This is a genomic window from Duganella sp. Root198D2, from assembly GCF_001428585.1.
Taxonomy (GTDB): Bacteria; Pseudomonadota; Gammaproteobacteria; order Burkholderiales; family Burkholderiaceae_D; genus Rugamonas.
Genome location: NZ_LMIC01000050.1, coordinates 236,261 through 253,689, shown reverse-complemented (window position 1 = coordinate 253,689; position 17,429 = coordinate 236,261). Strand labels below are relative to the sequence as shown.

Here is a 17,429-nt window from a genome sequence, read left to right as displayed (position 1 = left end):
GCCGCTATGCCACACGGAGCTTCACAGCCAATCCCATACTGGGAAAATTGGCAATATATCATGGGTGTGTGGGGCTAGGGTCGCCAAACCATTTGGAAGCAGTAACGGTAGCGCCTGACTTATTGCCTGCGGCATCACTGGCCCAGGCAACGATTCCGTCAGGGCGTATCAACAATGCGCTCAGACCTAGCCGATCCTTCGCATCGCTTGCGACGTACTGAATGCGGCCATCCCAGCAAGCGGTAAGTGCCTTTAGCGATTCGCTTGCGTCGAGGTCGAGCAATACTCCGCGTCCGGTTCGCAGGCGTTGGTGAAGCCTCGTCCCATCGATTAGGTCGAAGTCAGGTGCGCTGCGGCCCAGCAGTGGATGGGCATCGCCAAGATCATAACGGGACGCGACACCCCACACGCGACCAGCGAAATACGTGGCGCAGTCAGGCGTCTTAAGCAGGTCGCGAATGATCGATTCAAGCGCGCGCGAACTCGGGCTGGGGCGCATCAGTGCCACTTGCGCGCGAGACCAGTCGAGAATCCGTGCGCCTTCCGGATGCCGTTCGCGATGGTAGCTATCCAGCAGCTCGACTGCGGCATGTCCGCGTATCGTTGCTGCGAGCTTCCAACCGAGGTTCATGGCATCGCCAAGCCCAAGGTTCAGCCCTTGGCCACCAAGCGGCGAGTGGACGTGTGCGGCGTCGCCGGCCAACAGCACGCGTCCTTTCTTGTACTGGGTCGCCTGATAGGCGCGGTCGGTCCAGGTCGTGGCGAGTTCGAGTTCCGCTAACCTGACTTCAGTGCCGGAGATTTTGCGTAGCACCGCCTCGACGTGCTCGCGTGTGATTGGATTGGTACGATGGTACGCGCCGCCATCAAAATCAACCATCCCGATTGTGCCGGGTGGCGCAAAGGTGTACATTCCCGTTGGCGTGTAATTGCGACCGGGCCTGAGCAGGTCCGCCTCGGCGATCTTGACCTGCACGGAATAACCGGTGAACTCAGGATCGGTGCCGGTGAAGCCGATGCGGGCCATCTTGCGAACGGTGCTGCGTCCCCCGTCGCAGCCGACGAGCCACTGTCCCCGGAATTCTCGTCTTCCTGCGAATACAGTGACGCCGCTCTCCGATTGCTCCAGATCCTCGACGCCGCAGCCACGCAAAATCTCTACGCCCAAGACCTCTGCGCGCTCAGCGAGAACGGCCTCGATACTTACCATGTCGGCTGCCACACTGCTGACCGGCCTTTGAACGCGATGGGACCACTGTGTGCTGTCGATCTGGTCGTTGAAGAACTGAATTCCGGCGAAGTGGCCTGCGGGGCGACGAGTTTGCTGCATCCAGTGTGCGGCTGCCGGAGCGTTGTGGGCGACAGCTCTCTCCTCGATATGGCGCAGCAGGTCGCGACGGTCAAAGGTCTCAATGGTCGGCACCGAGAGGCCTCGCAGGCCGAACGGAAGTTCTTTAAGCGGAGTATGAGGATCCAGCGCTTGTTCGAGGATAAGCACTGAGCAGCCTGCGAGCCGCAATTCGCAAGCGAGGAACAACCCTACAGGGCCGGCGCCGGCGATCAAAACGTCATGGAAATTGGTATGGGGGATATGCATGTCATGGCTCCTTAGTCGATGTTCGACCGGAGCGTTCCCAAGCCTGGATTCCGCGCGGACGAACAATTGAACGCCAAATCGCGTCAACTATTCGTCGTGGGGATCTACCGCAAGGGCCAAAGACCAGAGCTTTCGTTACCGAAAGGACTTGGGCTTACCAAACCAAGTCTGCCTTTTCCGACAGGCCGACTATAGCATCGCCGCAAAAATGCAGTCAAGCAGCTCAAAGCGCCTCAACGCGTCCATGCCCGACGATGTGGGCGAGGCTATTCAGGCCACAGGACATTCAATCAGGGGTGGCCGCAAGGTGCAGGCGGGTCCGGCGATCAAGGCCCAATGCCTTGATGTCGGCACCGAATGCTTCGTCGATCAGGCGGGCCTTGAGTCCTGAAGCTTCGGCATCCCTCAAAGCGCGCTCGATGATTGGCCGGTACCTGGCGGACGATGCCGCCAGATAGAAGGCAAAGTCGGCCCGATAGTCGACTACCAGGTTCTGCTCCACCGCTAATTCGGGATGCAAGCGCGCCTCCTCTATTACCTCAATGACGCCGCGCGGCAGGTAGTCGACGTGGCGGTTTCCCGCAGCCACCATCGCATAAATTGTGCCCCAAGGCCCTGTGTGCTCGTATAAGGGAAGGCCCGTCTTCCGCCATACCTTCGCATCGCCCCAGCCAGCACCAAAGCCTGCGATCATTTTGGTACGCTTCAAATCGCCTACCGAATGGACCCGTGCAAAGGGTTCCGTATCGGCCTGCCGGATCAAAAACACACGCTGGCCGATCAAGCCATTGGTCAACGCGTTACGCACCCTGACTATCTGTTCGTTGCTGTCTTTTTCTTTCGATTGCATGCCGTAGAAGAGATTGATGTCTCCTTTATTCAGCATCCACCACATGCGACGTGCGGGAACGTCCTTTACGTAGTGGAGACGATATGGCTGATGAATCGACTTCAATGACTCTTCAAGCAACCGGACGAAGTAGGCTGCATGTCCGTCTGAGGACACCGCGACGCGCAGTTCAAGCGGTTCAACAGCAGGTGCAGGCAGGATCTTTTCCGTACCTGCGACCGCAGCGGAGGACACACACAAAATACAGACGGACAAGCGGATAAACCGCAGCAAAAGAGTCATTTGCGACTCCGGCGAGAAGTTGTGTCTTGAACCTTACCACAGGTTCAGCCGGGTCGACACCGTAGTCCAGGCAGGACGCTAGGGTTCAAGAATATATCGCAGGTGATTGGAGAGTTCGGCACCCTTAGCCGACGAAGGTGCGCATGCGATCGCATGTCTGGCAAATGAGCCAATGAGCCGGATTTGCGTCGATCGCTGCGACGAGTGCCGCCACGGCTTTATCTTCCGTCGGTCGCTACATCTCGCCATGCAGCTTTTTCGTGTTCGTCGCGCCGATTTTAGTTCAGTACGCGTCGCACTGTAAGGTCTGCGGTGCGGGGCGCCGAAAACTCCACCGCGGGCAGGTTTTACGCAGTTTCCTCCACCCGGATCTCGCTCAGCAGCTTCTTCAGCTCGGGAACACAGGAGCCGCAGTTGCCGCCGGCTTTCACGCAAGCTGTGATTTGCGCCGGCGTGGTCAGGTTCTGCTCGCGGATGACTTTGCAGATGGTGTTGCGGCCGACGCCGAAGCAGGAGCAGACGGTCGGACCGGCGTCGGCGCCTGCGCTGATCGGACGGCCTGCCAGCAGCGCGGCACGGTCGGCCATTTCCAGTTGCGGTTTGTCGAACAAGCTGGCCAGCCATTGGCGGGCCGGCAGGTCGGGCCGTGCCGAAATGAAGAGGCATTGCGCGATGCGGTCGTCGACCAGGTGCACGGCACGGAATACACCGGAGGTGCGGTCGGCGTATTCGAGCCAGTCGGCGTCCTCGTCGCTGATGCCGAGCAGTTGACGCGCCCAGGCACCAAAGTCTTCGATGGCGTTGCGGCCGGCCAGTTCGTAGCGCTGGAAATCTTTGCCCTGCACCTTGGTCCAGTAGGCCAGCGCGTCAAGTTGCAGCGCATCTCGGCTCAGGATGAAGCCGTGCCATTTGACCGGGAAACGGTCGATCATCACTGGAGTGTGTTTGAATTCCGGTTCACCCGAGACCGGGTCGACCACGGGGTTCACCACGGCGCCGACGCGGGCATCGGAAGAGGTCTGGCTGTTCCAGTGAATAGGCACGAAGGCGCTGCCGCGCGCGATGCCGCCGCCATGCTGGACGCGCGCGATCATGCTGCCCCACTGGCTGGTGACACGCGCCAGTTCGCCTTCTTTCACGCCACACAGCAGGGCGTCCTGCGGGTGCATGTCAATGAAGGATTCGGGAATGTGGTCGGCCAGCTTTGGTGCGCGGCCGGTACGGGTCATGGTGTGCCAGTGGTCGCGCACGCGGCCGGTGTTGAGGGAGATCGGGAATTCCCCGTCGGGCAGGTTGGCCGGGGCGCGCGGTACGGTAGCGACGAAACGCGCGCGGCCGTCGGCGTGCGAAAAGCGGCCGTCGGCGAACGGACGTTCCGCTGGCGGGACATCGGCGGCGGCGACTGCAGGCCATTGCGTCGGCTGGAGGGCGTCGTAAGCGGACTCGCCCAGCGTGGCCAGCGCGCCGATGTTGAAGGCGCGCGGCAGCTCTTCGGCGCTGTTGCGCCAGGCGCTCAGGCGGGCGTGTTCGGTGAAGATCTCGGCGGCGCTGGCGTAGCCGAAGCCGTCATAGCCCATGCGCAGCGCGAACTGCGACAGGATCAGCCAATCCGCCCTCGCCTCGCCCGGTGCGGGCAGGAAGGCGCGCTGGCGGGAAATGCGGCGTTCGGAGTTGGTGACCGTGCCATCCTTCTCGCCCCATGCCAGCGCGGGCAGGAGGACGTCGGCGTAGGCATTGGTGTCGGTGTCGCGCACCACGTCGGATACCACCACCAGTTCGCAGCGTTCGAGCGCGCGGCGCACCTGGTCGGCGTTCGGCAGGCTAACTACCGGATTGGTGGCGATCACCCATACCGCCTTGACGCGGCCGGCTTCGATGGCTTCAAACAGGTCAACCGCTTTCAAGCCAGGATGCGAGGCGATGCGCGGCGATTCCCAGAATGTTTGCACGGCATCGCGGTGCGCGGCGTTGTCCAGATCCATGTGCGCTGCCAGCATATTCGCCAGGCCGCCTACTTCGCGGCCGCCCATGGCGTTCGGCTGGCCGGTGATCGAGAACGGGCCCATGCCCTGCTTGCCGATACGGCCGCCGATCAGGTGGCAGTTGATGATGCTGTTCACCTTGTCGGTGCCGGCGCCGGACTGGTTCACGCCCATTGAGAAGCCGGTAATTACCTTGGCGGTGGCGGCGAAGGATTCGTAGAACTCCATCAAGTCCTGCAGGTTCAGGCGGCAGGCACGCGCCACTTCCTCCGGTGTCAGAGTGGCGGCCGCCAGCGCGCCTTCCAGGCCGCTGGTATGCGCGGCGACAAACGCAGGATCAACCGCACCGATGCGCGACAAGTAGCCGAGCAGGCCATTGAACAGCCAGACGTCGGTGCCGGGCTTGATTGGCAGGTGCAGGTCGGCCAATTCGCAGGTGGCGGTACGGCGCGGGTCTACCACCACGATCTTCATGTGGGGACGCGCTTCCTTGGCGCGCGTCAGGCGCTGGAACAGGATCGGATGGCACCAGGCCAGGTTGGAGCCGACCAGCACCACCATATCGGCGTGGTCGATATCGTCATAATTGACCGGCACCACGTCCTCGCCAAAGGCACGCTTATGGCCGGCCACGGCGGACGACATGCACAGGCGCGAGTTGGTGTCGATATTGGCGCTGCCGATATAGCCTTTCACCAGCTTGTTGGCGACGTAGTAGTCTTCGGTCAGCAACTGGCCTGAGACGTAGAACGCCACGGCGTCCGGGCCATGCTCATCGATGATGGCGCGCCACTTGTCGGCGACGTGGTCGAGCGCCTCGCCCCAAGCTACGCGCTGCAGCGAGCTGTCGCTTTTCCGGTCGCGCATCATCGGATACAGCAGGCGGCCTCCCAGGCCAATCGTTTCGCCCAGCGCGGAACCTTTTACGCAAAGGCGCCCCTGGTTGGCGGGATGCGCAGCATCGCCGGCAATATCGAAGCCGCCACCTTCACGCGGCGTCGCCGTGACACCACAACCAACACCACAATAGGCGCACGTCGTCTTAATCATGAATTCACGCAGCCTGCGCGCAAAGCGCCTGCCCAAACAAGAGATGGTTGCGCATCGACGAAATGTCGGTGCGGTTCTGGATCAGGTCGAAGTACCACGGGCCGTCCTGCACATCGCCATACAGCACGGCGCCGGTGACGCGGCCGCCGTCCAGCACCAGGCGTTTGTAGACGCCGCGGCGCGGATCGCGCAGCACCAGGTCTTCGCTGCCTTCGCCGCCGATGAAATCGCCGACCGAATACAGATCGACACCGGTCACCTTGAGGCGGGTCGGCGTAACCTGCTGCACGTAGCGGCGGTGGCCGTTGCCCGCCAGGTGGGCGGCGCAGACGCGCGCCTGCTCCCAGATCGGCGCCACCAGGCCGAAGGTGGCGCGGCGGTGCTGTACGCATTCACCCACCGCATAGATGCGCGGGTCGAAGCTTTGCAGGGTGTCATCCACCACAATGGCGCGTTCGCAATGCAGGCCGCTGCGGCGGGCCAGTTCGATATTCGGGCGCACGCCGGCCGTCATCACCACCAGATCGGCCGGGATCTCGCTGCCGTCGGCAAAGCGCACGGCGGTGACGCGCTCGGTGCCGACGATTTCGCTGGTCTGGGCTTCCATGCGGAAGACCAGGCCTTTCGCTTCCAGCGCTTTTTGCAGGAGCTGCGCGGCCGGCTTGTCGAGCTGCTGGTTCATCAGGGCATCGGTCACGTGCACCACGGTGACATGCATGCCCTGGCGCTGCAGGCCATTGGCAGCTTCCAGGCCGAGCAGGCCGCCGCCGATCACCACGGCGTGGCGATGATTGCGCGCCGCTTCCAGCATCGATTCCACGTCCTGGATGTCGCGGAAAGCCAGCACGCCCGGCAGTTCGTGACCAGGCACCGGAATGATGAATGGGCGTGAACCGGTCGCCAGCAGCAGGCGGTCGTAACGCACTTCCAGGCCGGAACGGGCGCGCACCAGGCGGCGCTTGCGGTCGATGAACTCGACCGGGTCGCCGGCGTGCAGGGTGATGCGATTCTGCTGGTACCACTCGCGCGTGTTCAGCATGATGTCGTCGACCGTCTTCTCGCCCGCCAGCACCGGCGACAGCAGGATACGGTTGTAGTTGCCATGCGGCTCGGCGCCGAAAACGGTGATGTCGTACATGTCCGGCGCGAGCTTGAGCAGCTCCTCGACCGTGCGCATGCCGGCCATGCCGTTGCCGACAACGACCAGGGCGGGCTTCATGCGCCGACCCAGACCTTCCCGCCTTCGATGCGTGCTGGCCAGGTCGGCACCGAATGCTCCGGCGCTTCCAGGCATTCGCCGGTCTGCAGGTCGAAGTGGTGCTTGTAAATCGGCGAGGCGACCACCAGGCGTTCGCCCAGGTTGCCGACCAGGCCGCGCGACAGCACGGACGCTTCGGCATTCGGGTCGTAATTGCCAATGGCGAAAACGCGGCTGTCGGCGCCGTCGTTCATGCGGAAGACGGCAACTTGCTGGCCTTGCAGCAGCGCGCAGACGCCGGTGTTGGGGACGATTTCTTCCACGCCGCAAACGGCGGTCCAGGCGGATGCTTGGGTATCACGGTGCATGGTTTTCTCCTCAGGCGATGGCTTTGATCGGGATCAGCTTGCGTTCTTCCAGGGTGGCCGGGCGGATCTGGCCGCGTTCCTCCATGAAGACCACATTGCTATCGGCTTCCGGGCTGTTGACGAAGTGGCGGAAACGGGCGCGCGTTTCAGGATTGTTGACGGCTTCTTTCCACTCGCAGGCGTAGGTATCGACCACGCGCTGCATGTCTTCTTCCATTTCGGCGTTGATGCCCAGTTTGTCCTTGATGATCACGTCTTTCAGGTAATCCAGGCCGCCTTCCAGGTTTTCACGCCAGGTGCTGGTACGCTGCAGGCGGTCGGCGGTGCGGCTGTAGAACATCAGGAAGCGGTCGATGTAGGCCACCAGGGTTGCCTTGTCCAGGTCGGACGCCAGCAGCTCGGCGTGGCGCGGCTTCATGCCGCCGTTGCCGCACACGTACAGGTTCCAGCCTTTTTCGGTGGCGATGATGCCGACGTCCTTGCCCTGCGCTTCCGCGCATTCGCGGGTGCAGCCGGACACGCCGAACTTGATCTTGTGCGGAGTGCGCAACCCCTTGTAGCGGTTTTCCAGTTCGATCGCCAGGCCGACGGAGTCGTCCACGCCGTAACGGCACCAGGTGGAGCCGACGCAGGATTTCACGGTGCGCAGCGACTTGCCGTAGGCATGGCCGGTCTCGAAGCCGGCGGCAATCAGTTCTTCCCAGATCGCCGGAAGCTGTTCGACGCGGGCGCCAAACAGGTCGACGCGCTGGCCGCCGGTGATCTTGGTGTACAGGCCGTATTTCCTGGCGACCTGGCCGACGGCGATCAAGCCTTCCGGCGTCACTTCGCCGCCCGGCATGCGCGGCACCACTGAGTAGGTGCCGTCTTTCTGGATGTTGCCCAGGAAGTAGTCGTTCGAATCCTGCAGGCTGGCATGCTCCTTCTTCAGTACGAAGTCGTTCCAGCAGGTGGCGAAGATGCTCGCCGCCAGCGGCTTGCAGATGTCGCAGCCCAGGCCCTTGCCGTGGCGTTCCAGCAGGTCTTCGAAGGACTTGACCTGGCCCACGCGGATCAGGTGGAACAGTTCCTGGCGCGAATGCGGGAAGTGTTCGCAAACATGGTTGTTCACGTCCATGCCCAGCTTCTTCATCTCCGCTTTCATGATCTGCGTTACCAGCGGCACGCAGCCGCCGCAGGAGGTGCCTGCGCCGCAGCACTTCTTGATGGCGCCGATGCTGGTGGCACCGCCGGCGACCGCCTCGCAGATGGCGCCTTTCGACACGTCGTTGCAGGAGCAGATCTGGGCGCCGGTCGGCAGGGCGTCAACACCCAGGCCTGGTTTGGCCGCACCATCGGATTGCGGCAGGATCAGGAATTCCGGCGCTTCCGGCAGTTCGATCTTGTTCAGCATCATCTGCAGCAGGGTGCCGTATTCGCCGGCATCGCCCACCATCACGCCGCCCAGCAGGAATTTGCCGCAGTCGGACACTACGATCTTCTTGTACACCTGCTTGCGTTCATCGGTGAACTGGTAGCTGCGCGCGCCTTCAGCCTTGGCGTGCGGGTCGCCGATGCTGGCCACGTCCACGCCCATCAGCTTCAGTTTCGTGCTCATGTCGGCGCCGGTGAATTCGGCGGCGGTGTCGCCGCAGATATGGCGCGCAGTGACGCGGGCCATGTCGTAGCCTGGCGCCACCAGGCCGAAGACCTGGCCGTTCCACAATGCGCATTCGCCGATCGCATATACGTCCGGGTCGCTGGTCTGGCATTGGTTGTTGATCGCGATGCCGCCGCGCGGGCCAACTTCCAGGCCGCATTCGCGCGCCAGGTAGTCGCGCGGGCGGATGCCGGCAGAGAACACGATCATGTCGGCGTCGAGCGAAGTGCCGTCGGCGAACTGCATGCGATGGGTGCCGCTTTCACCGGCCACGATGGCGGTGGTGTTCTTGCCGGTGTGGACGGTCACGCCCAGGTCTTCGATCTTCTGGCGCAGCACGCGGCCGCCGCCATCGTCGACCTGCACCGCCATCAGGCGCGGTGCGAATTCGACGACGTGGGTTTCCAGGCCCAGGTCTTTCAGCGCCTTGGCGCACTCCAGGCCGAGCAGGCCGCCGCCGATCACCACGCCGGTCCTGGAGCGTGCACCGCATTCCCGCATGCCTTCCAGGTCTTCGATGGTGCGGTAGACGAAGCAATCCTTGCGGTCCTTGCCCTCGATCTGCGGCACGAAGGGGAAGGAGCCGGTGGCGATCACCAGCTTGTCATAAGGGAGTACTTCTCCGCTGTTGGTGGTGACGGTGTGCGCAGCGCGGTCGATGGCAATGGCGCGGCCATTCAGCTTCAGCACCAGATCGTCGCGGTCGAAGAAGCCCTCCTCCACCAGCGACAGTTCTTGCGCGCTCTTGCCGCTGAAGAATTCCGACAGGTGCACGCGGTCGTAGGCGGGGCGTGGTTCTTCGCACATGATAGTGACCTGGGCGCTACCCGCAGGCAGGGATTTCAGGAACTGGTGGCCAACCATGCCGTGGCCGATGACGACGATCTTCTTCATGCTACTGCTCCTGCAATGGCGTTTTCTTTGACGGTAGACTCGCTGAAACGTGCGGCCAGTGCGCACAGGGCGGAGACGGCGACGAACATGCCCAGGATCCACAGGGTTTGCTGGGTATTGCCGATGCCTTTCAGCAGGAAGCCGGCCGCCACCGCACCGACATTGCCGCCGGCGCCGATGATGCCGGCCACGCCGCCCAGGGCGCGCTTGTCGACGAATGGCACCAGCGCATAGGTCGCGCCGCAGGCCATGTGGGTGAACAGGCCGAATACCAGCATGGCGATCACGGCGAGTGTCACGCTGTCGGCCTTGGCGAAGAACATCAGGCCGATACCCTCGCCGATCATCATGGCGAACAGCAGGGTGACGCGGCTATTCAGGCTGCCGCGTGCAGCGGCCTTGTCGGAAACATAACCGCCCAGCGCACGGGCAAACAGCGCCAGCAGGCCGAAGCTGCCTGCTGCCAGGCCGGCTTGCGGCAGCGTGAGCTTGAAAGTATCGACGTAGTAAATGGCAGCGATGTTGTGGATGAAGATCTCCACGCCGAAGCAGGCACCGTAGGTCACGAACAGCAGCCACACGCGGTAGTTGACAGCGGCCAGCTTGAAGCTCGACCAGCCGCCTTTCTTGCCGCCTTCCAGCTCGACGCCGGCAGCGCGCAGGTCGGCATAGTTACCGTCCGGGCAATCCTGGGTGAAGCGGTAGTAGACGAAGGCCATGACCAGCATCAGCACGCCCGGCACCACCAGGGCGGCGCGCCAGCCCATGGTTTCGTTCACCCCCAGCATGACCATGGCGGCCATGATCATCGGCATGGTGGACTGCACCACGCCGCCGCCCGCATTGCCCCAGCCCGCGGCGGCCGCGTTGGCGGTGCCGACCACGTTCGGTGCGAACATGACCGAGGTGTGGTACTGGGTGATGACGAAGCTGGCGCCGACTGCGCCGATCAAGAGGCGGAAGAACAGGAAGCTTTCATAGGTCTGCGCTGCGGCTACGCCCAGGACAGGGATGGCACCCAGGAGCAGCAGGCCGGTGTAAGCCTTGCGCGGGCCGTAGCGGTCGCACAGCGGGCCGATCACCAGGCGCACGATGATGGTGATCGCCACGGCGGCGATATTGATGTTGGCGATCTGCGCCGGGGTCAGGCCGAATTCGCCTTTAATGACGGGCATCAGCGGTGCGCAGGCGAACCACGCAAAAAAGCAGACGAAGAAGGCCATCCAGGTGAGATGGAAGGCACGCATCTGCGGCGTGGAGAACGAAAACAGGTTGATGCTGGTCGCTTTGCTTGCCATGGTGTGGTCCCTGAAAACAAAAAGGCGTCCGTGCAGCGCCCGCCATCGGTGGCAGTGCTGCACGGACGCCGTTGTCCGGTTAGCCGATCCTCCGTTAGACCAGCGCTTTACCTATCCTTTGCAAGACCTGTGCCAGCCGTTTTGCAGGGGAAAACGAGGGTTAGCGGCGGATTTTCGCCATCTGGCGGTGCACCGCGCCCAACTATGGTGCACCGCAATAGGGCGCGCTACAGGTGGATGCCGAACGAGGCAGCGTAGCGCTCGGGATCGCGGCCGTCCCAGGTGACGCCGTCCATCAGCACGGAACTGCGCAGGGCGCTGGCGGGGACGGCGGTCTCGGTGAGTTCGGCCGCCTCTTTATAAAGGGCGACCTGCTGCACCTTGAGCGCCACGCCGAGGTAATCGGGCGAAGCCTTGAGCAAGCCCCAGCGTTTTTGCTGGGTCATGAACCACATGCCGTCCGACAGGTAGGGGAAGTTGGCTGCGCCTTCCTGGTGGAAGCGCATGCTGTGTGCATCTTCCCAGCTGCGCCCCATGCCGTCTTCATAGTGGCCGAGGATGCGCTGCCAGATCACGTCCTTGCCGGTGTTGACGTATTGAACGGCGGAGATGATCTCGGCCATCGCCATGCGGTTGGCCGAGCTGGCATCAATCCAGCGGCTGGCCTCCAGCACGGCAGCGACCAGGGCGCGCGCGGTATTGGGATTGCGCCGCACGAAGTCGCCGGTAGTGGCCAGAACTTTTTCCGGATGGTCGGGCCAGATCTGCTGGCTGGTGGCGATGGTCACTCCCACGCCATCCATCACGGCGCGGTGGTTCCACGGCTCGCCGGCGCAAAAGCCGTCCATATGGCCGGCCGCCAGGTTGCTCGCCATTTGCGATGGCGGCACCGTGATCACGCGCGCTTCGCGCAGCGGATGCACGCCGTGCGCCGCCAGCCAGTAATACAGCCACATGGCGTGGGTGCCGGTTGGGAAAGTCTGCGCCCAGCGCAGTTCGCGCTCATGCGATACGGCAGCTACGGCGGCGCCATCGCGCACGCCCTCTTCCACCAGGCGGCGCGACAGGGTGATGGCCTGGCCGTTGCGGTTCAAATTCATCAAGATCGCCATGTCGCGCCGCGCCGAACCCACGCCAAGATGGGTTGCATAGACAAGCCCATACAGCGCGTGGGCGGCATCGAGTTCACCGGTCAGCAGCTTGTCGCGCACGCCGGCCCATGACGTCTCCTTGCTCAATACGATGCGGATGCCATGCTTGCGGTCCAGCCCGAGCACCGACGCCATCACCAGCGACGCGCAATCGGTCAGCGGGTTGAAGCCAATCCTGACGATGTCTTTTTCAATCTGCATACTTCACTCCTGCCGGTAACGCACCATGACGGTGCATCAACCGAGCAAATCCTCCGCGTCCAGGATGCGCTGCGCCAATTCGGCCAGCTTCAGGTTCTTGTTCATGGCCATGCCGCGCAGCTTCTGGAAAGCCTGCTCTTCGGTCAGGCCCTGGCGCGCCATCAGGATGCCTTTGGCGCGGTCCAGCAGCTTGCGCTCGGCCAGCTTGAGGCGGGTGCCTGCCAGCTCGTCCAGCAGCTTCTGTTCGCGCTTGAAGCGCACCAGCGCCACGTCCAGCACGGGCTTGATGCGTTCGGGCTGCAAACCCGCCACCACATAGGCGGAAACCCCCGCCGCCATTGCCGCTTCCATGGAATCGGCCTGGTCGTCTTCGGTGAACATGACGATGGGGCGGCGCTCGTCGCGGGTGGCAATGACGATATGTTCGAGCACGTCGCGCGCGTCCGATTCGGCGTCGACAATGATCATGTCGGGCTGCAGGCGGGCGATGTGTTCGGGCAGGTGGAAGTCGGCCGGCAGCGAGGCGACCAGGTCGTATCCGGCCTCCGCCAGCCCGGAATGCAGGGCTTGTGCGCGTGCCTCACTTTCGTGCGGCGGGTGGATCAAAACGATGCGTAGATTGCGGCTCATGCCTCCTATGTTGCAAGAACCGCGCCAGCTTCACGTCGGCAATACCGGCATCAGGCTATATTGATCCCAGAATAACAAGTCGCCCGGTAACCATACATGCTGGTACAGGTGCTGGGGGCGCGTGGCATGGGCCAGCAGTTCCTGCAGCAATTCCGCGCTTTCCGCAGCGCTGGCGCCGACCACGCGTGTGGTTGCGGGATCGGTCACCAGGATGGCGCGGCGTCCGGTTTCGGGATGCTGGCGAACCAGGGGCTGGGCGCCGCTGGTCCCTTCCTGTGCGGCGCGAGCATTGTGGACCAGGCGCCGCAAGCCGAGCGGCAAGGTGTCGTAAGCCATTTGCAGGTTGGCGAACAAAACCTCCTCGCCGCTGGACGCCAGGAATTGTGCAGCGAGCCGCTTGCCGGCCTCGCGCTGAAGTCGCGGGGCGATACGCTGCCCGCGAAAGACCAGCAGGTGGTGGTCGCGCAGGGCCGATTGCAGGCGGACGGTGTTATTGTCGTCCTGCTCATGCCCGAGGTTATAGCCGATGACTTCTGCGCCAAGCGGCGCGTCAAGGATGCGGATGTCGAAATGCTGCCAGTTCATCCGAGCAGTCTATGCGCCGCAGTTTGCGTTGGAAACGAATGGTTTTTGATATTAATATGCGTTTTTCGCAAGGCACAGGATTAGCATGAACACGACTACCTCCAGATTCCATCTCGCCCTGGCAGCCATGGTATTGGCCGTGCTGGCATGGTCCGGCATCGCACCCTATGACCGCACTACCTGGTGGATGGAGGTGGCCCCGGCGCTGATCGCCTTGCCGCTGATGGCCGCGACTTACCGCAGCTACCGCCTGACGGACCTGCTGTACGTGCTGATCGCGGTGCATTGCGTGATCCTGATGGTGGGCGGCGCTTACACCTACGCACGCGTGCCTTTCGGCTTCGACCTGCAGCACTGGTTCGGCCTGTCGCGCAACCCGTATGACAAGATCGGGCATTTTGCGCAGGGCTTCGTGCCGGTCATGGTGGCGCGCGAAATCCTGCTGCGCGGCCGCTACCTCCCGTCCGGCAAGATGCTGGCCTTTATCGTGCTTTCGATTGTGCTGGCAATCAGCGCGACCTACGAACTGATCGAATGGGGTGCGGCGGTGGCGCTGGGCCAGGGCGCCGACGAATTCCTCGGCACCCAGGGCGACCCGTGGGATACCCAGTCCGACATGTTCATGGCCCTGATCGGCGGCGTCGCTGCGCTGCTGACGCTGACCCGCCTGCACGACCGCCAGTTGGGCGCCCGCTAGGATGCTTGCTTCGATCATCCCCGTTTTCCTGCTGATCATGCTGGGCGTGGCGATCCGCCAGTCGCGCTGGATGCCGGACGACTTTTTCCCGTCGGTAGAGAAGTTCTCGTACTTCATTGCCTTCCCTGCCCTGCTGTTCACCGGCATCGCGCGGCTCGACTTCCAGGGTCGCATGGTGGGTGAACTGGCGCTGGCGACGCTGCTGCCGACCTTCACCGTGGTCAGCCTGGCCCTGCTGGTGCTGCTGTTCTGGCGCGGGCTGCCCGACCCTAGCCGCTCCTCCGTGGTGCAGGGCGCCATGCGGCCGAACAGCTATTTCGGGATTGCTGTGTCGGCGCTGTTCTTCCAGCCGCAGGCGGCGGCGCTGGTGATGCTGGCGCTGGCCCTGTGCCTGCCGGTGGTGAACGTGGTATCGATCCTGGCCCTGTCGTGGTGGAGCGGCAGCAAGGCGAACCTGGGCACGGTGGCCAGGACGCTGGCGACCAATCCCATCATCCTGGCGACGCTGGCCGGCATGATTTTCAGCCTGGGCGGGCTGGCTTTGCCGGCGCCGCTGATGAACACCCTGGACATCATCGGCAAATCGGCGCTGGCCCTCGGCTTGATCAGCGTTGGCAGCGGCCTGGTGTTCTCGCTGGAAGGCTTGCGGCCGGCTGCGCTGGCCTTTACCTCGCTGCTCAAGCTGCTCGTGCTGCCGTTTGTGGCTTTCCACGTGTGCGCGATGTTCGGCGTGTCCGAGCCGGTGACGCTGGCCGCCTGCTTCTACTGCGCACTGCCGACGGCACCGAACGCCTACATCATGGCGCGCCAGCTCGGCGGCGACGCGCGCCTTATGGCGTCCCTGATTACGCTGCAAACGCTGCTGGCGGCAGTCACGATTCCGCTGAGCCGGATGCTCTCGTCCTAGGTCAGAGCAGGCGCTTTGCCTCAAGCAGCGCGTCAAGGATGGCCTGGCGGGCGGCGGCGCGCGCCTCGCTGCCCGGCACGCGCAGGGCGTAGGCGGGATGGTAGGTGGCGATGATCCAGCGGCCATCGCGTTCGACCGGCTGGCCCATATAGTCTTTCAGGGCTACGCTGCCGCTTTGCAGGACTGATTTCAGCGCGGTCGCGCCGAGGGCGACGATGACGTCGGGTGCCACGCTTTCCAACTCCGCTTCAAGCCAGTAATGGCAGGCTGCGACTTCCTTCTGCGCAGGCGTCTTGTGCATGCGGCGCTTGCCGCGCGGTTCCCATTTGAAGTGCTTCACCGCGTTGGTGATATAGACCTGGCGGCGGTCGATGCCGGCAGCTTCCAGCGCATCGTCGAGCAACTCGCCGGCGGGGCCGACAAAGGGCTTTCCGGCCAGGTCTTCCTGATCGCCCGGCTGTTCACCGACCAGCATCAGCCTGGCATGGCGCGCGCCCTGCCCGCCGACAGGCTGCGTGGCATTGCGCCACAGATCGCAGCGGCGGCACTCATCCAGTGTGGATGGCTGTTGCTCGTCAGGCTTGGCTTTCATCAACCCATTGTACGAATCGTCAGGACAAACGGCGCACAATGTAATTGTCGATATCGAAGCGCCGCGTGATGTGGTGGTAGTGGAAAGTGAAGCCAGGCCATATCACCAGGTTGCGGCCACGAGAATCGAGGTACCAGCTCTTGCAGCCGGTGTGCCATACGGTGCCCTTGAGCTTCTGTTGCAGCTTGCGGTTGTATGCGCCCTGAACTTCCGCTTGTACATCGACCGAGTGCAGGCCGTCGCGCAGCAGCCGGCATACACCGTCCACAGCGTAGCGCACGCCTGATTCGATCATGTAGACCATCGAATTGTGGCCCAGCAGGGTGTTGGGTCCGGTGATCATGAAGAAGTTGGGGAAGCCGGCGACGGTGGCACCCTTGTATGCGCCTGCACCTTGTTCCAGCGCCTGGGCGAAACTGCATCCGCCACGGCCTCGCAATTCAATCGGACCGTAGGCGTGTTCAACGTCGAATCCGGTAGCGTAGATGATCACATCGACCGGGCGCTCCTCGCCGCTGCCGGTGACGATGCAGTGTTCGCGCACCTCGCGGATGCCCTCTTTGAGCACCGTGACGTTGGGCTGCGACAGCGCAGGGTAGTAATCGTTGGTCAGCAGCACGCGCTTGCAGCCGAGCGTATAGTCCGGCACCAGCTTGGTGCGCAGTTGCGGGTCGGTGACTTGCCGCTTCAGGTGGCGCATGGCTTGCCATTGCATGACTTTTGCCAGCACGGGCAGGAAGATGAACAGCACCACCCGCGATTCAAACTGCACGTAGTGCATGGCGCGGTACAGCAGTTGCAGCGGGCGCACGCGATCCAGCAGCCATTTCTCGACCCGCGTCACCGCCCGGTCCGGACGCGGCAAGACCCAGTGCGCCGTGCGCTGGTAGTGGTCGAGCTGTTGCACCTGCGGCTGGATTTCCGGCACGAACTGCACGGCGCTGGCCCCGCTGCCGATTACCGCCACACGCTTGCCGCGCAGGTCGACGCTGTGGTCCCACTGCGCAGAATGGAAGCTCTGGCCACGAAAGCGCTCTGCGCCGGGAAAACCCGGCACGCTTGGCCGGCCCAGCAGGCCGATAGCGAAGATCACTGTGCGTGCCGTCATTTCGCCCTTGCTGGTGGCGAGAAGCCATCTGCCTGTCGCCTCGTCGAACTGCGCTGAACGCAGCGCCGTGCCGAGACGAAGATGCCGCTCCAGGCCGGATTCGCGCACTACACGCTGGGTATATTCAAGCAGTTCGTCCTGGCGCGGGAACAGGCGGCTCCAGTGCGCGTTCTGCGCGAAAGAGAACGAATAGAGGTGGCTTGGAATATCGCAGGCTGCGCCGGGGTAGGTGTTGACGCGCCAGGTGCCGCCGAACACTTCATCCTTTTCCAGCATGACGAAATTATCGATGCCGGCCTCCTTCAGCTTGATTGCGCTGCATATGCCGCCAAAACCGCTGCCCACGATCACCACGTCGTAATCCATTGCCGCCCCCAGGATGGTTTGGCAGACTATAATT

At 63.2% G+C, this 17,429-nt stretch carries 14 protein-coding genes; 2 read left to right on the top strand and 12 right to left on the bottom strand.

Annotated features, from left to right (window positions below; all coding sequences use genetic code 11):
• Positions 1 to 58: 58 nt before the first annotated feature.
• From ASE26_RS28060 to ASE26_RS28015, 10 genes are all read right to left on the bottom strand, one after another.
• Complete coding sequence (locus ASE26_RS28060; RefSeq protein ID WP_055934005.1) at positions 59 to 1,597, bottom strand: FAD-dependent monooxygenase; 1,539 nt, start codon at positions 1,595 to 1,597, stop codon at positions 59 to 61.
• A 286-nt stretch (positions 1,598 to 1,883) separates the two neighbouring features.
• A complete protein-coding gene (locus ASE26_RS28055; protein ID WP_055934006.1) occupies positions 1,884 to 2,729 on the bottom strand; it encodes a hypothetical protein in 846 nt (281 codons plus the stop codon).
• 347 nt (positions 2,730 to 3,076) lie between these two features.
• Positions 3,077 to 5,761 (bottom strand): nitrate reductase, encoded by a 2,685-nt coding sequence (locus ASE26_RS28050; RefSeq protein WP_057247349.1) that lies wholly within the window; start codon positions 5,759 to 5,761, stop codon positions 3,077 to 3,079.
• A gap of 4 nt (positions 5,762 to 5,765) precedes the next feature.
• Positions 5,766 to 6,980 (bottom strand): NAD(P)/FAD-dependent oxidoreductase, encoded by a 1,215-nt coding sequence (locus tag ASE26_RS28045; RefSeq protein ID WP_055934009.1) that lies wholly within the window; start codon positions 6,978 to 6,980, stop codon positions 5,766 to 5,768.
• On the bottom strand, positions 6,977 to 7,327 hold the full coding sequence (gene nirD / locus ASE26_RS28040) for a nitrite reductase small subunit NirD (RefSeq protein ID WP_055934012.1): 351 nt from the start codon (positions 7,325 to 7,327) through the stop codon (positions 6,977 to 6,979). Before nirD ends, ASE26_RS28045 begins: the two co-directional genes overlap by 4 nt.
• A gap of 10 nt (positions 7,328 to 7,337) precedes the next feature.
• A complete protein-coding gene (gene nirB, locus ASE26_RS28035; RefSeq protein WP_057247337.1) occupies positions 7,338 to 9,860 on the bottom strand; it encodes a nitrite reductase large subunit NirB in 2,523 nt (840 codons plus the stop codon).
• Positions 9,857 to 11,158 (bottom strand): MFS transporter, encoded by a 1,302-nt coding sequence (locus ASE26_RS28030; protein ID WP_055934017.1) that lies wholly within the window; start codon positions 11,156 to 11,158, stop codon positions 9,857 to 9,859. Before ASE26_RS28030 ends, nirB begins: the two co-directional genes overlap by 4 nt.
• A gap of 227 nt (positions 11,159 to 11,385) precedes the next feature.
• Complete coding sequence (locus tag ASE26_RS28025) at positions 11,386 to 12,510, bottom strand: CmpA/NrtA family ABC transporter substrate-binding protein (RefSeq protein WP_055934019.1); 1,125 nt, start codon at positions 12,508 to 12,510, stop codon at positions 11,386 to 11,388.
• Positions 12,511 to 12,546: 36 nt separating this feature from the next.
• Positions 12,547 to 13,140 (bottom strand): ANTAR domain-containing response regulator, encoded by a 594-nt coding sequence (locus tag ASE26_RS28020; protein WP_055934021.1) that lies wholly within the window; start codon positions 13,138 to 13,140, stop codon positions 12,547 to 12,549.
• A gap of 30 nt (positions 13,141 to 13,170) precedes the next feature.
• Entirely contained in the window at positions 13,171 to 13,725 is a 555-nt protein-coding gene (locus tag ASE26_RS28015; RefSeq protein ID WP_057247336.1) for a TauD/TfdA family dioxygenase, read from the bottom strand.
• Positions 13,726 to 13,810: 85 nt separating this feature from the next.
• Here ASE26_RS28015 and ASE26_RS28010 point away from each other — a divergent pair, with 85 nt between their 5' ends.
• On the top strand, positions 13,811 to 14,422 hold the full coding sequence (locus tag ASE26_RS28010; protein ID WP_055934025.1) for a DUF2238 domain-containing protein: 612 nt from the start codon (positions 13,811 to 13,813) through the stop codon (positions 14,420 to 14,422).
• Position 14,423: 1 nt separating this feature from the next.
• Positions 14,424 to 15,329, top strand: coding sequence for an AEC family transporter (locus tag ASE26_RS28005; protein ID WP_055934027.1), 906 nt, complete (start codon positions 14,424 to 14,426; stop codon positions 15,327 to 15,329).
• 1 nt (position 15,330) lies between these two features.
• On the opposite strand, the gene ASE26_RS28000 is transcribed toward ASE26_RS28005, so the two are convergent.
• Positions 15,331 to 15,921: a UdgX family uracil-DNA binding protein gene (locus ASE26_RS28000; RefSeq protein ID WP_055934029.1), complete on the bottom strand. Its 591-nt coding sequence runs from the start codon at positions 15,919 to 15,921 to the stop codon at positions 15,331 to 15,333.
• A 19-nt stretch (positions 15,922 to 15,940) separates the two neighbouring features.
• A complete protein-coding gene (locus ASE26_RS27995; protein WP_055934032.1) occupies positions 15,941 to 17,395 on the bottom strand; it encodes an NAD(P)/FAD-dependent oxidoreductase in 1,455 nt (484 codons plus the stop codon).
• Between the last annotated feature and the right edge of the window lie 34 nt (positions 17,396 to 17,429).

Coding starts and splice junctions, on each gene's coding strand:
- ASE26_RS28005 (WP_055934027.1), top strand. CDS start 14,424: ATGCTTGCTTCGATCATCCCCGTTTTCCTGCTGATCATGCTGGGCGTG.
- nirB (WP_057247337.1), bottom strand. CDS start 9,860: ATGAAGAAGATCGTCGTCATCGGCCACGGCATGGTTGGCCACCAGTTC.
- ASE26_RS28045 (WP_055934009.1), bottom strand. CDS start 6,980: ATGAAGCCCGCCCTGGTCGTTGTCGGCAACGGCATGGCCGGCATGCGC.
- ASE26_RS28015 (WP_057247336.1), bottom strand. CDS start 13,725: ATGAACTGGCAGCATTTCGACATCCGCATCCTTGACGCGCCGCTTGGC.
- nirD (WP_055934012.1), bottom strand. CDS start 7,327: ATGCACCGTGATACCCAAGCATCCGCCTGGACCGCCGTTTGCGGCGTG.
- ASE26_RS28060 (WP_055934005.1), bottom strand. CDS start 1,597: ATGCATATCCCCCATACCAATTTCCATGACGTTTTGATCGCCGGCGCC.
- ASE26_RS27995 (WP_055934032.1), bottom strand. CDS start 17,395: ATGGATTACGACGTGGTGATCGTGGGCAGCGGTTTTGGCGGCATATGC.
- ASE26_RS28030 (WP_055934017.1), bottom strand. CDS start 11,158: ATGGCAAGCAAAGCGACCAGCATCAACCTGTTTTCGTTCTCCACGCCG.
- ASE26_RS28020 (WP_055934021.1), bottom strand. CDS start 13,140: ATGAGCCGCAATCTACGCATCGTTTTGATCCACCCGCCGCACGAAAGT.
- ASE26_RS28025 (WP_055934019.1), bottom strand. CDS start 12,510: ATGCAGATTGAAAAAGACATCGTCAGGATTGGCTTCAACCCGCTGACC.
- ASE26_RS28000 (WP_055934029.1), bottom strand. CDS start 15,921: ATGAAAGCCAAGCCTGACGAGCAACAGCCATCCACACTGGATGAGTGC.
- ASE26_RS28055 (WP_055934006.1), bottom strand. CDS start 2,729: ATGACTCTTTTGCTGCGGTTTATCCGCTTGTCCGTCTGTATTTTGTGT.
- ASE26_RS28050 (WP_057247349.1), bottom strand. CDS start 5,761: ATGATTAAGACGACGTGCGCCTATTGTGGTGTTGGTTGTGGTGTCACG.
- ASE26_RS28010 (WP_055934025.1), top strand. CDS start 13,811: ATGAACACGACTACCTCCAGATTCCATCTCGCCCTGGCAGCCATGGTA.